The sequence below is a fragment of the Nocardioides sp. ChNu-99 genome (assembly GCF_029493445.1).
GTDB lineage: Bacteria > Actinomycetota > Actinomycetes > Propionibacteriales > Nocardioidaceae > Nocardioides.
The window spans coordinates 1-13,178 of sequence record NZ_JAHWBL010000016.1; the positions used below are offsets into that span (position 1 = coordinate 1).

Annotated in this window: 12 protein-coding genes; 11 read left to right on the top strand and 1 reads right to left on the bottom strand. The window is 74.5% G+C overall.

The features are described from left to right. The 10 genes from KK617_RS07395 to proB all read left to right on the top strand — a co-directional run. Nucleotides 1–2,312, top strand: a 2,312-nt coding sequence (locus KK617_RS07395) for an Rne/Rng family ribonuclease (RefSeq protein ID WP_277499176.1), incomplete at its 5' end; no start/stop codon positions are given. 159 nt (nucleotides 2,313–2,471) lie between these two features. Beyond that, a complete protein-coding gene (locus KK617_RS07400) occupies nucleotides 2,472–3,758 on the top strand; it encodes an O-acetylhomoserine aminocarboxypropyltransferase/cysteine synthase family protein (protein WP_277499177.1) in 1,287 nt (428 codons plus the stop codon). A 13-nt stretch (nucleotides 3,759–3,771) separates the two neighbouring features. Then, the gene (locus KK617_RS07405; RefSeq protein WP_277499180.1) at nucleotides 3,772–4,890 is read left to right on the top strand and encodes a homoserine O-acetyltransferase; all 1,119 of its coding nucleotides are present in this window, start codon (nucleotides 3,772–3,774) and stop codon (nucleotides 4,888–4,890) included. 256 nt (nucleotides 4,891–5,146) lie between these two features. Then, nucleotides 5,147–6,397 carry an HNH endonuclease signature motif containing protein gene (locus KK617_RS07410; protein ID WP_277499183.1) on the top strand — a complete coding sequence of 417 codons (1,251 nt, stop codon included), beginning with the start codon at nucleotides 5,147–5,149 and terminating at the stop codon, nucleotides 6,395–6,397. 230 nt (nucleotides 6,398–6,627) lie between these two features. Beyond that, entirely contained in the window at nucleotides 6,628–7,026 is a 399-nt protein-coding gene (locus KK617_RS07415) for a hypothetical protein (RefSeq protein WP_277499185.1), read from the top strand. 145 nt (nucleotides 7,027–7,171) lie between these two features. Continuing rightward, nucleotides 7,172–7,387: a hypothetical protein gene (locus tag KK617_RS07420; RefSeq protein WP_277499186.1), complete on the top strand. Its 216-nt coding sequence runs from the start codon at nucleotides 7,172–7,174 to the stop codon at nucleotides 7,385–7,387. A gap of 198 nt (nucleotides 7,388–7,585) precedes the next feature. Further along, nucleotides 7,586–7,888: a 50S ribosomal protein L21 gene (gene rplU / locus KK617_RS07425; protein ID WP_277499251.1), complete on the top strand. Its 303-nt coding sequence runs from the start codon at nucleotides 7,586–7,588 to the stop codon at nucleotides 7,886–7,888. A gap of 35 nt (nucleotides 7,889–7,923) precedes the next feature. Continuing rightward, nucleotides 7,924–8,178: a 50S ribosomal protein L27 gene (rpmA, locus tag KK617_RS07430; protein WP_277499188.1), complete on the top strand. Its 255-nt coding sequence runs from the start codon at nucleotides 7,924–7,926 to the stop codon at nucleotides 8,176–8,178. Between the two features lie 128 nt (nucleotides 8,179–8,306). Continuing rightward, entirely contained in the window at nucleotides 8,307–9,887 is a 1,581-nt protein-coding gene (obgE, locus tag KK617_RS07435; RefSeq protein ID WP_277499190.1) for a GTPase ObgE, read from the top strand. Further along, nucleotides 9,884–11,020, top strand: coding sequence for a glutamate 5-kinase (gene proB / locus KK617_RS07440; RefSeq protein ID WP_277499193.1), 1,137 nt, complete (start codon nucleotides 9,884–9,886; stop codon nucleotides 11,018–11,020). Before obgE ends, proB begins: the two co-directional genes overlap by 4 nt. Here the strand turns inward: proB and KK617_RS07445 are convergent. After that, entirely contained in the window at nucleotides 11,017–11,805 is a 789-nt protein-coding gene (locus tag KK617_RS07445) for a superoxide dismutase family protein (protein ID WP_277499195.1), read from the bottom strand. The genes proB and KK617_RS07445 overlap by 4 nt on opposite strands. Nucleotides 11,806–11,950: 145 nt before the next feature. Between KK617_RS07445 and KK617_RS07450 the strand changes: the two genes are divergently transcribed. Next, nucleotides 11,951–13,159 (top strand): benzoate/H(+) symporter BenE family transporter, encoded by a 1,209-nt coding sequence (locus KK617_RS07450; protein WP_277499197.1) that lies wholly within the window; start codon nucleotides 11,951–11,953, stop codon nucleotides 13,157–13,159. The last annotated feature ends 19 nt before the right edge of the window (nucleotides 13,160–13,178 follow it).

The window sequence follows — 13,178 nt, forward strand, 5'->3', positions numbered from 1 at the left end:
GGCAGCGCCAGGGCGGGCGGGGTGGCCGCGGCGGCCGCGGCGGTCGCGGCGGTCGCGGCGCGGAGGAGCGCACCGACGGCCCCACCGACGGCACGGACGCCGCCGGCGACACCGAGGGCGACGCCGAGGGTGACGACGCGGGTGACGGCAACGACAACGGGGACGGCTCCGGCAGCGGCTCGTCGCGCCGCCGTCGCCGCCGTCGCCGCTCGGGCGACTCCGCGGGCGGCGGGAACGACGACCCGGAGAACACCGTCACGAAGGTGCGCTCCGCGCGCGCCGTCGAGGACGAGATCACGTCGATCTCCGGCTCCACGCGCCTCGAGGCCAAGAAGCAGCGTCGCCGCGACGGCCGCGAGGCCGGTCGCCGCCGTGCGCCCATCGTCAGCGAGGCCGAGTTCCTGGCCCGCCGCGAGGCCGTCGACCGCGTCATGGTCGTGCGGCAGAAGGGCGACCTGACGCAGATCGCCGTGCTCGAGGACAAGGTGCTCGTCGAGCACTACGTGGCCCGCGAGTCGCAGACCTCGATCATCGGCAACGTCTACGTCGGTCGCGTGCAGAACGTGCTGCCCTCGATGGAGGCGGCGTTCATCGACATCGGCAAGGGCCGCAACGCGGTGCTCTACGCCGGCGAGGTCAACTGGTCGGCGCTGGGCCACAAGGACGGGCAGCCGCGGAAGATCGAGTCGGTGCTGTCCTCGGGCCAGACGGTGCTGGTGCAGGTCACCAAGGACCCGATCGGCCACAAGGGCGCCCGCCTCACCAGCCAGGTCAGCCTGGCCGGCCGCTTCCTCGTCTACGTGCCCGACGGCACCACGAGCGGCATCTCGCGCAAGCTGCCCGACACCGAGCGCACGCGCCTCAAGACGCTGCTCAAGGAGATCGTCCCCGACACCGCGGGCGTCATCGTCCGCACGGCCGCCGAGGGCGCCAGCGAGGAGGAACTGACGGCCGACGTCGAGCGCCTCAAGGCCCGTTGGGAGGACATCGAGGCCCGCTCGGGCAAGGGCGGCGCGCCGCAGCTGCTGTACGGCGAGCCCGACCTGACCCTGAAGGTCGTCCGGGACCTGTTCACGGAGGACTTCTCGCGCCTCGTCATCGAGGGCGACGACGCCTGGCAGACGGTGTCGCAGTACGTCGCGGACGTGGCCCCCGACCTCGCCGACCGCCTCGAGCGGTACGAGCCCGACCGCTCGGCGAGCATCAGCAAGGACGTCTTCGAGAAGTTCCGCGTCGACGAGCAGATCGCGAAGGGCCTGGACCGCAAGGTGTGGCTGCCCTCCGGCGGCTCGCTGGTCATCGACCGCACCGAGGCCATGACGGTCGTCGACGTCAACACCGGCAAGTTCACCGGCTCCGGGGGCAACCTGGAGGAGACCGTCACGAAGAACAACCTCGAGGCGGCCGAGGAGATCGTGCGCCAGCTCCGGCTGCGCGACATCGGCGGCATCATCGTCGTCGACTTCATCGACATGGTGCTCGAGAGCAACCGCGACCTCGTGCTCCGCCGCATGGTGGAGTGCCTGAGCCGCGACCGCACGCGCCACCAGGTCGCCGAGGTCACCTCGCTGGGCCTCGTGCAGATGACGCGCAAGCGCATCGGCACGGGCCTGCTCGAGTCCTTCAGCGAGAACTGCACCCACTGCCAGGGCCGCGGCGTCGTCATCCACGACCACCCGGTCGACCCGAACAAGGGCGGCGGCAACGGCGGCGGGAACAACGGCGGCGGCAACGGCGGGGGTGACGACGACCGTCGCTCCGGCGGCCGGCGCGGCCGCGGTCGCGGCAAGGGCGGCGAGCAGGCCGAGTCGCGCCCGACGCCCCCGAAGGTGCCCACGCCGGCCGAGATCGCCGCGATGGCCCGGCCCGCCCCGGCGGCCGACGACGTCCCCGGCGACGACGCCGTCGACCCGTCGGTCGACGCACCGGTGGAGGCCCCCGCGGCCGACGCCACCGACGTCGCCGAGGTGGCCGAGGTCGTCGAGACCGCCGCTCGCCACGACGCGGAGAGCGCCGTCGAGGTCGTGGCCGCCGCCGAGTCGGCCGACCCCGACGACGAGGTCCTCGAGGCCGAGCCGACCGCCGACCCGACCGCCGAGCCGGTCACCGCGCCGGAGCCGGCGCCGGCGACCACCGGCCCGGTGACGCGCTCGGTCCAGCGCACGGCGCGCACGGCGAAGGTCGTCGCGACCAAGGAGGCCGTCGTGCTGACGGTCGACCCAGCGGCGGAGCCGACCGCGCCGGTCGTCACGCCGGCGCCGAGCGTGACCGTCGTGACGCGGACGCGCCGCGGCGTACCGTCCTCCGACTGACGCGCCACCCCGCACCACGACCGACGGCCCCCGGGACCCCCCGGGGGCCGTCGGCGTCCGTCGTCAAGCAGGTCCACGCCTCGGGAAGCCCTGGGCGCGCCGTACTAACCCGAGTAAGTTGCTCGACATTGCGTCAGTCGACGACCGAGAGGTGCGCCCATGTCCTACCGTCCCGAGACCCTCGCCGTGCACGCCGGGCAGGAGGAGGCCGACCCGGCCACGAACGCCCGCGCGGTGCCGATCTACCAGACGACGTCCTACGTCTTCGACGACACCGAGCACGCGGCCAACCTGTTCTCGCTGGCCGAGCCGGGCAACATCTACACGCGGATCATGAACCCGACCCAGTCGGTGTTCGAGGACCGGCTGACCCAGCTCGAGGGCGGGGTCGGCGCGCTGGCCACGGCGTCGGGGTCGGCGGCGGTGACCTACGCGGTGCTCAACCTGACCTACGCGGGCGACAACATCGTCGCGCTGTCGACGCTGTACGGCGGCACGTACGCCCTCTTCGCCCACACGCTGCCGCAGTTCGGCGTCGAGGTGCGCTTCGTCGACCCGGGCGACCCGCAGGCGCTGGACGCGGCGGTCGACGAGCGCACCAAGCTGGTGTTCGCCGAGACGATCGGCAACCCGCGCCTCAACGTCGTCGACATCCGGGCGTGGGCCGACGCGGCGCACGCGCACGGGCTGCCGTTGATCGTCGACAACACCACGCCGACGCCGTACCTCGCGCGCGTCTTCGACCACGGCGCGGACGTCGCGGTGCACTCGGCGACGAAGTACATCGGCGGCCACGGCACGTCGGTCGGCGGCATCATCGTGGACTCCGGCAACTTCGACTGGGCGGCGCACGCCGAGCGATTCCCCGGGCTGACGCAGCCCGACGCGGCGTACCACGGGGTGGTGTGGACCGAGGCGGTCGGCAACCTGGCCTACATCATCCGGGCGCGCACGGTGCTGCTGCGCAACACGGGGGCGGCCGTCGCGCCGCTGAACTCGTGGCTGTTCCTCCAGGGCCTCGAGACGCTGCACCTGCGCCTCGAGCGCCACAGCGCGAACGCGCTGCGGATCGCGGAGTGGCTGCAGGGCCACGACGCGGTGGCGTGGGTCAGCTACCCCGGGCTCGAGGGCGACCCGAGCAAGGAGGTCGCCGACCGCATCCTCACGGGCAAGGGGTACGGCGGGCTCGTCAGCTTCGGCCTGCGCTCGGGTCGCGACGGCGGCCGCCGGTTCGTCGAGGCGCTCGAGCTGTTCAGCCACCTGGCCAACATCGGCGACGCCAAGTCGCTGGCCATCCACAACGCCACGACGACCCACAGCCAGCTCACGACCGAGGAACTCGAGGCCGCCGGCGTGCCGGAGGACCTCGTGCGGCTGTCGGTGGGCATCGAGAACGTCGACGACCTCATCGCCGACCTCGAGCAGGCGCTCACCCAGGCGAAGTGACCCGCGACCCCCGGTGAGCGAGCCCGTCGCGTCCGCCGACCCCGCGCCCCGCACGCTCGTGCGGGGCGACGGGGTCGGTCACGTTGTCACGCGCACCGCCGTGGTCGCGACCCCCGAGGACCCCCTCGTGCTCGCCGGGGGAGGGGTGCTCGAGCACGTCGAGGTGGCCTACGAGACGTACGGCGAGCTGTCCCCGGCCCGCGACAACGTCGTGCTCGTCGCCCACGCCCTGACCGGGGACGCGCACGCCGCGGGCCACCACGGCGACCCGTCGCGGCGGGGGTGGTGGGACGACCTGATCGGACCGGGCCGGGCGGTCGACACCGACCGGTGGTTCGTCGTGTGCCCCAACCTGCTGGGGGGCTGCCGGGGCACCACCGGTCCGTCGTCGGTCGATCCCGCGACGGGGCGTCCGTACGGCCCCGACTTCCCCGAGCTCGCGGTGCGGGACCTCGTGAGCGTTCACCGCCGGCTGCTCGACGTGCTCGGCATCGGTGCCGTGCACGCCGGGGTCGGTGGGTCGCTCGGGGGCATGCAGGTGCTGCAGTGGCTGGGCGACGAGCCGGGGCGGGTACGGCGCGCCGTGCTCGTCGCGGCCACCGCGCGCCTCACCGCGGAGAACATCGGCTTCTCCGCGGTCGCGCGGGAGGCCATCACCTCCGACCCCGACTTCCACGGCGGCCGGTACGCCGAGCACGGCGTCGCCCCCGCCCGGGGGCTCAAGGTGGCGCGGATGATGGCCCACATCACCTACGTGTCGGCGCGGGGCCTGGAGGAGAAGTACGGCCGCGCCGGCATCGAGGGCTACCTCCAGCACCAGGGCGAGTCGTTCGTGCGGCGCTTCGACGCCGGGTCCTACCTCGTCCTGACCCGCGTGCTCGACCGGTTCGACCCCTTCGCCGACCCGGGCTTCTCGCCGGCCGTCGCGTCGGGCGACCCGGACGTGCTGGCCATCAGCTTCGACTCCGACTGGCGCTTCGGCACGGCGCACTCGGCGTTCCTCGTCGACCGGCTCGCGGCAGCCGGCGTACGCGTGCGGCACGAGGAGCTCGCCTCGCCGTGGGGCCACGACTCGTTCCTGCTCCGCCCGCCCGGCTACCACGAGCTCGTGGCCGAGTTCCTGGAGGCGTGACGGGGGATCGGGGCGCGCGTGCGCCGGCGCGGTGGTCGAGGTGGCGGCGCTGGTCCGGTGGTCGAGGTGGTACTGATTCCGGTGGTCGAGGTGGCTGCGCTGGTCCGGTGGTTGAGGTGGCCGCCCCAGCGGCCCTCGAAACCACGACCGGGGTGGGAGGCGTCAGTGCGAACCCGCCTCGACCTGCGGAAACTCGACCTGTGGACAGGCGTCGTCTCTGGTCAGAACTGTCGGTGGCCCCTGGTGTCATGGACCCATGACCGAGACCGCGCTGCACCCCCTGGCCGGGGTCGTCGCGCGTCTCGACGAGGCCATCGACGACGGCTTCGAGGTCGGACTCCTGACGCTGGGCCCGGCCGAGACGGGTGCCGCGCTGGTCGAGCTCGAGCGGGCGGCCAACCGTCTCACGGCCCTGCAGTCCAAGCTCCTGGCGCACGCCACTGAGGTGCGGGTCGAGGATCACACGGGGGCGCCGTCGACCGCGGTGTGGTTCGCGAGCGCCACGGCCACCACCCGCGCGGAGGCGCACCGTCGGGTGCGGGCGGCGGTGACGATCGACGAGCAGTACGACGCGCTCGCCGCCGCGGGCAGCTCCGGCGCCGTCTCGCAAGACCAGACCGAGGTCATTGTTCGGGCCCTCGACGACCTCGGCGACGGTGTTCCGCCTCAGGTCCGAGTCGAGGCGGAACAGACGCTGGTCGGGTTCGCCCGCGAGCACGACGCCAAGGCTCTCCGCGTGCTGGGCCGGCGGATCCTCGACGTCGTCGCGCCCGCTGTCGGTGAGGCGCGTGAGGCGGAGCTGTTGGCGCGGGAGGAGCGCGAGGCGGCCGCGAAGATCCGACTCATGCTGCGCGAGGACGGCCAGGGCTGTGTCCACGGCCGGTTCACGGTGCCGGAGCTGCACGGCGCGATGTTCGCCAAGATGCTCGACGCGATCGCGTCCCCCCGGCGTGCTCACCTGCGTGATGAGGCCGCCGACGCCCCCGCCGACCCGCGCCCGTCGTGGGAGCGTCGCGGCCAGGCGTTCGTGGAGCTCATCGAGCGGATGCGCGACGCCGATCTGCCCGATGCCGCCGGGGCTGGCGCGACGGTCGTGGTGACGATGCAGGTCGACACCCTCACCGGAGGTCTGGCCGCGGCGTCGCTCGACACCGGCCACCGCATCTCTCCGGGTGAGGCCCGCCGCCTGGCGTGCGGTGCAGACCTGGTGCCGGCCGTGCTCGGCACGAAGAGCGAGGTCCTCGACCTCGGCCGCACCGCCCGGTTCCACACCAAACCCCAACGCATCGCGATGATCCTGCGCGACGGCGGCTGCACCGCGGACGGATGCGACGCCCCACCGCACTGGTGCGAGGCGCACCACGACCACCCCTGGTCGAGGGGAGGCCACACCTCCGTCGAACGCGGACGGTTGCTGTGCTGGCGCCACCACCGCGTGGCCCACGACCCGACGTACCTCACCGAGACCCTTGGCACCGGCAAGCTCAGGTTCACCCGACGGGTCTGATGAGCCCGGATGTCTGACACGTGGTTTCGAGGGCCGCCGGGGCGGCCACCTCAACCACCGGAATGGGCCGGCGGGCCACCTCGCCACCGCACTGACGCGCGACCCCTCAGCCACCGCACTGCCGCGCCTCAGTCACCGCGCTGCCGCGCGCCGCGCGGCCACCTCGACAGGTCGCACGTCGAGTCTGCGTACTCACGCGCGGCCGGGCGCCGCGGCGCGACGGTGGCCGGGTGCGCACCTCCCTCTTCCTCGCCGTCGTCGTCCACGTGCTCCTCCTGATCCCGTACGCCGACGCAGGGGGCGGTTCGCGTCGAGACCTCCACGAGGTCGTGCTGGGGCTCGTGGTGCCCGGGTCCGTGCTCGCGCTCGTCGCCCTGGTGCTGCCGCTGGCCTACTTCGAGGGAGGCACCCGGTGGCTCGGGACCGTCTGCATCGGGATGGGTGTGGCGTCGGGCGTCCCGATGACGCCCTACGTCGTCGAGCTGGCCGCGTGGGCGGGCGGGTGGGAGCCGACGTGGCTGCCGCTCGTCGGTTTCTTCCTCCCGGGCTTCGTGACCTCGTTGGTCCTCGTCGTCCTCGGGACGGCCGCGGTCCTCGCCGACCGGCAGCGCGAGCTGCAGGAGTCGTGAGCATGGAGGACCGCCGCGGCGGTGCGTCGCGGACGGCGCCCGGGAACGCCCGGGCCGTGGTGCGCGGCGTCCTCCTCCTCCACGTCGCGGTGACCGCGCTCGCGGGCCCGCGAACAGGACCCCGACCGGGGACGCGGCCGACGCGGTGCTCGCCGCGCCCAGCGCGGCCGGAGCAGGCACCGCCCTCCTCGTCGGCGACACCCGCGTCGTCGGTGCGACGGCGGCCCTGGCCGCGGTGGGGACGCTGCTGTCCCTCTCGGCCGCTGCCCTCGCCGGCCCGCTCGGCGGTGGTGCGCCGGGCGCGATCGGGGCGAGCGCCCTCGTCCTCCTGGTGGCCGCGGCGTGGGCGGCCGCGCCCTAGGATGGATAGCGCGTGGAGCCGCGGTCCGTCTCGTTTTGCGGACCTCCGCCCTCGTCCCTAGTATTGGTCCTCGGTGTGCTCGGAGTGCACCATCTCTGCGTGGCGCCGCCCCTGGCGTACGACGTCCGGCATCCCGGAGGTCGCGCTGTGCGGTGTGACCAGGCCCGGAGCAGCAGCAAAGTGATGAAGGAGACCGCGGTGTACGCGATCGTGCGCGCAGGCGCCAAGCAGCAGAAGGTTGCCGTGGGCGACGTCATCGAGATCGACAAGAGCACGGTCGCGGTGGGCGAGTCCCTGACCCTCCCCGTGGTGCTCGTCGTCGACGGCGACAAGGTGACGGCCACCAAGCTCGACAAGGCGTCGGTCACGGCCGAGGTCCTCGGGGCCACCAAGGGCCCGAAGATCGTCATCCAGAAGTACAAGAACAAGACCGGCTACAAGAAGCGCCAGGGTCACCGCCAGAAGTACACCCAGGTCAAGGTCACCGACATCTCGCTCTGAGGCCCCCGGTCTCGCACCCACCTAAGGACTGACACATGGCACACAAGAAGGGCGCCGCGTCCACCAAGAACGGTCGCGACTCCAACGCTCAGCGTCTGGGCGTCAAGCGCTACGGCGGCGAGACCGTCAACGCCGGCGAGATCATCGTCCGCCAGCGCGGCACGCACTTCCACCCGGGCAACGGCGTCGGCCGTGGCGGCGACGACACGCTGTTCGCGCTGGTCCCCGGTGCGGTCGAGTTCGGCACGCGCCGCGGCCGCCGCGTCGTGAACATCCTGCCGGGCACGTGAGCTGACGCTCGTCGCACCCCCCAGCACCACGTGAAGGGCGTCCCGATCTCGGGGCGCCCTTCGCGCGTTCCACCCGGCTCCCGCCGAGCCGTCCTGCAGCACCCGCAGCCACACCCCAGGAGCACCCCATGGCCGTCCCCACGTTCGTCGACCGCGTCACGCTGCTCGTCAGCGCCGGCCGCGGGGGCAACGGCGTCGCCTCCGTGCACCGCGAGAAGTTCAAGCCGCTGGGCGGCCCGGACGGCGGCAACGGCGGCCCCGGCGGGTCCGTGATCCTGCGGGTCGACCCCTCGGTCACGACGCTGCTCGACTACCACCACAGCCCCCGCCGCCGCGCCGAGCACGGCGGCCACGGCGCGGGTGCGCACCGCAACGGCTCCCACGGCTCCGACCTCGTGCTGCCCGTGCCCGACGGCACCGTGGTGCGCGGCGAGGACGGGGAGGCGCTCGCCGACCTGGTCGGCGCCGGCACCGAGATGGTCATCGCGGAGGGCGGCCGCGGCGGTCTCGGCAACGCCGCGCTGGCCTCGGCCAAGCGCAAGGCGCCCGGCTTCGCACTCCTCGGCGAGCCCGGCGACGAGCTCACCATCACCCTCGAGCTGAAGGTCGTCGCCGACGTCGGCCTCGTCGGGTTCCCCAGCGCGGGCAAGTCCTCCCTCATCGCCGCCATGTCGCGGGCCCGGCCCAAGATCGCCGACTACCCCTTCACCACCCTCGTGCCGAACCTCGGCGTCGTGACCGCCGGCGACACCGTCTTTACCGTCGCCGACGTGCCCGGCCTCATCGAGGGCGCCAGCGAGGGCCGCGGCCTCGGCCACGACTTCCTGCGTCACGTCGAGCGCTGCGCCGCGCTCGTGCACGTCGTCGACACGGCCAGCATCGAGCCGGGCCGCAACCCCGTCGACGACCTCGACGTCATCGAGGACGAGCTGGCCCGCTACGGCGGGCTCGAGGACCGCCCGCGCCTCGTCGCCCTCAACAAGGTCGACGTGCCTGACGGCGCCGACATCGCCGACATGGTGCTCGACGACCTCGCCGCCCGCGGCCTCCAGGTCTTCCAGGTCTCCGCGGCCTCCGGCGCCGGCGTGCGCGAGCTGACGTTCGCGATGGCCCGCATCGTCATGGAGGCGCGCGCCGCCAAGCCCGTCGTCGAGGCCACCCGCATCGTGCTGCGCCCCGCGGGCGCCGACGGCGCCGAGGAGTTCACCGTCAAGCAGACCGGCGAGGGCTGGCGCGTGCGCGGCACCAAGCCGGAGCGCTGGGTGCGCCAGACCGACTTCAGCAACGACGAGGCCGTCGGCTTCCTCGCCGACCGCCTCGACCGGCTCGGCGTCGAGGAGCGGCTCGTCAAGATGGGCGCCGTCGAGGGCGACACCGTCCTCATCGGCCACCCCGACAACGCCGTCGTCTTCGACTTCCGCCCCGGCATCGACGCAGGCGCCGAGATGCTGGGCCGCCGCGGCGAGGACCAGCGCTTCACCGAGGAGCGCCCGGCGGCCTCGCGCCGCCGCGCCATCGACGAGGCCTTCCCCGAGCGGGGCGAGGGTGAGGCACGCGCCGACGTCGCCCGCCGCGTCGCCGGCCCGACGTCGTACGAGATCGGCGGCGACGACGACCCCGACCGCCCCGACGCCCCGGCCGAGCTGCCGGCCGAGCTGCCGGACGACCTGGGCTGGAGCGAGGACGACCCCACGCGGGACGAGCGGTGAGCGAGGACCGCCGTACCGGGGGAGCGCGCACCGAGGTCGCCGGCGCCCGGCGCATCGTCGTCAAGGTCGGCTCGTCGTCGCTGACGACGGCCGCTGGCGGCATCGACCCCGAGCGCCTCCACCGGCTCGTCGACGCGGTCGCCGCCGTGCACCGCGGGGGCACCGAGGTCGTGCTCGTCTCCTCCGGGGCCATCGCCGCCGGCCTCGCGCCGCTCGGTCTCAAGCGCCGACCGAAGGGGCTCGCGGCCCAGCAGGCGGCGGCCTCGGTGGGCCAGGGGCTCCTCGTCGCGCAGTACACCGCCGCGCTCGCCGCCCACGCGATCACCACCGGCCAGGTGCTGCTCACCGTCGACGACGTGACCCGCCGCTCGCACTACCGCAACGCCCACCAGACGTTCGCGAAGCTGCTCGAGCTCGGCGTGCTCCCGATCGTCAACGAGAACGACACGGTCGCCACCCAGGAGATCCGCTTCGGCGACAACGACCGCCTCGCCGCCCTCGTCGCCCACCTCGTGCACGCCGACCTGCTGGTGCTGCTCTCCGACGTCGACGGCTTGTACGACGGCAACCCGGCGCTGCCGGGCACCTCGCTCGTCACGGACGTCCGCACCGACGACGACCTGGCCGGCATCGAGATCGGCTCACCCGGGGCCGCCGGCGTCGGCACCGGCGGCATGGTCACGAAGGTCGAGGCCGCCCGCATCGCCACCGGCGCGGGCATCCCCGTCGTGCTCACCTCGGCCCCGAACGCGGCCGCCGCCCTGGGCGGCGCGGACGTCGGCACCCTCTTCCACGCCACCGGTCGCCGCCGGCCGACGCGGCTGCTGTGGCTGCGGCACGCCACCGACGCCAAGGGGTCGCTGCACCTCGACGCCGGGGCGGTACGCGCGGTGCTCGGCCGCCGCGCCTCCCTGCTGGCCGCGGGGGTCACCGGCGCGAGCGGCGCCTTCCACGCCGGCGACCCCGTGGACCTGGTGGGCCCCGACGGCGCGGCCGTCGCCCGGGGCCTGGTCAACTTCGACGCCGAGGAGATCCCGCGCCTCGCGGGCCGCTCGTCGGGCGACCTGGCCGCCGAGCTCGGCGCGGAGTACGAGCGGGAGGTCGTCCACCGCGACGACCTCGTGCTCCTCTAGCCCGCCTCGACGGCCCCGCAGGCGACGCGGTCGCCGGAGTCGCCGGTGTCGCGGGTGTCCTGGTCCGGCCCGTCGGGCGCGTAGCGCTCCGGCACGTTCGCGAAGTTGTCCGGGCCCGCGTGCACCATGAACGCGCTGCCGTCGGCGTCCTGCAGGTCGGCCATCGTGAAGCGGTCGGTCGTGGTGGCGAGCGTCGCCGTACCGTCCTCACGGGCCTGCAGCGACGACAGGTCGCCCTCGTGGTCGCCGTGGTCGCTCTCGCCGACGCCGAGGTGGCCGCCGGCGGACAGGAACGCGCCGAGGGTGCCCGGGTCGTCGGGGGCCGCGCTCTCCGGCTCGCAAAGCCCGACGGTGTGCACGTGGAAGCCGTGGAAGCCCGGCGTCAGCCCCTCTACCTCCACCTCGACGCGCGTGCCCTCCTCGGCCTCGCTCAGCGTGACGGTGCCGACCTCGGTGCCCTCCACGTCCTGCAGGGACACGACGAGCTCCGACCCCTCCGACCCCTCGGACCCCTCCTCGGGCTCCGAGCCGTCCGCGCCCTCGCCCGACTCCGCGGAGGACCCGTCCGAGCCCGCCGACTCGTCGACGGGTGCGGGCTCGGTCGAGCCGGTGTCGGACGGGATGGTGCCGCCCGTGCCGTCGTCGTTGTCGTCGTCGGACTCGTCGCCGCAGGCCGCGAGCGCGCCGAGGGCGAGCACGGCGGCGGCCGACAGGCCGAGCGCGCGGGCCCGGGGGGAGCGGCGCTGCCGGGGGCGGGCGGGGATGGGCGGGGTGGTTCGGTTCACGGTTCCTCCTCGTCGCGGGTCCTGCGTCGGGCCGCGGGCCCGGTACCCCTCGGCGGCGACCCCGTGCGCGACCCGTGCGCGACCCGTGCGCGACCCGTGCGCGAGACCGTCCGCGGCGACCCGCCCGCGCCCGTAGGGTGCGCGCGTGCGTCGTACTCCCACCCACGCGGCCGAGCCCCGCGGCTCGCTCGTGGCCCCCGTCCTCGCCGGCGTGGTGACGGCGCTGGTGGGCTTCACCTCGTCCTTCGCGGTGGTGCTCGCCGGCCTGCGGGCGGCCGGCGGGTCGCCCGAGGACGCCGCCTCGGGGCTGCTGGCGCTGACGGTGGCGTTCGGTCTCGGGATCGTCGGGCTCGCCCTGTGGCACCGGGTGCCCGTCACGCTCGCCTGGTCCACGCCGGGCGCCGCGCTGCTCGTGAGCACCGGCACGGTCGACGGCGGCTGGCCCGCCGCGGTCGGCGCGTTCGCCCTCGTCGGCGTGCTCGTCGTGCTCACCGGGCTCGTGCCGTGGCTGGGCCGCCTCGTCGAGCGCATCCCGCCGGCGGTGGCGCAGGCGATGCTCGCCGGGGTCCTGCTGCCGCTGGTGCTCGCGCCGGTCGAGACGGTCGGCGCCAGCCCCGCGCTCGCGCTGCCCGTCGTCGCGACCTGGCTTGTCGTCACGCGCCTCGCGCCGCGCTGGGCGGTGCCGGCCGCGCTCGTGGCGTGCCTGGTGGTGATCGCGGTCGAGCTGAGCCGGTCGGGCACCACCGTCGACGGGCCGCTCCTGCCGGTCCTGACCTGGACGACGCCGACGCTGACCCCGGCCGCGGTCGTCGGCATCGCCCTCCCGCTGTACGTCGTGACGATGGCGTCGCAGAACGTCCCGGGCGCGGCCGTGCTGCGCTCCTTCGGGTACGGCGTGCCCTGGCGCTCGTCGATGGCGGCGACCGGCGCCGGGACCGTCGTGGCGGCCCCGTTCGGCGGCCACGCCATCAACCTCGCCGCCCTGTCGGCCGCCCTGGCCGCGGGCGAGGAGGCCGGACCGGACCGCGACCGCCGCTGGGTCGCCGCGCTGAGCGCGGGGGTGGCCTACCTGCTGCTCGCGCTCGTGTCGGGGGCCCTGACGACCCTGACCGCCGCCGCCCCGTCGGGTCTCGTCGAGACGGTCGCCGGCCTCGCGCTGCTCGGGGCGTTCGGCGCGGCCGCCGCCACCGCGATGGCCGACCCGGCCAGCCGCACGAGCGCGGTCGTCACCTTCCTCGTCGCCGCGGGCGGGGTGAGCGTCGCCGGGATCGGTGGCGCCTTCTGGGCGCTGGTGGCGGGCCTGGCGGTGCGGGCCGTCCTCGAGCGTCCGCGCGGGGTCGGCGAGACGGCGTAGCGGCGGGGTGCGGCGTACG

Excerpts from the sequence above, each read along its gene's own strand:
- KK617_RS07400 (WP_277499177.1), top strand. The coding sequence starts at position 2,472 with ATGTCCTACCGTCCCGAGACCCTCGCCGTGCACGCCGGGCAGGAGGAG.
- KK617_RS07410 (WP_277499183.1), top strand. The coding sequence starts at position 5,147 with ATGACCGAGACCGCGCTGCACCCCCTGGCCGGGGTCGTCGCGCGTCTC.
- rpmA (WP_277499188.1), top strand. The coding sequence starts at position 7,924 with ATGGCACACAAGAAGGGCGCCGCGTCCACCAAGAACGGTCGCGACTCC.
- obgE (WP_277499190.1), top strand. The coding sequence starts at position 8,307 with ATGGCCGTCCCCACGTTCGTCGACCGCGTCACGCTGCTCGTCAGCGCC.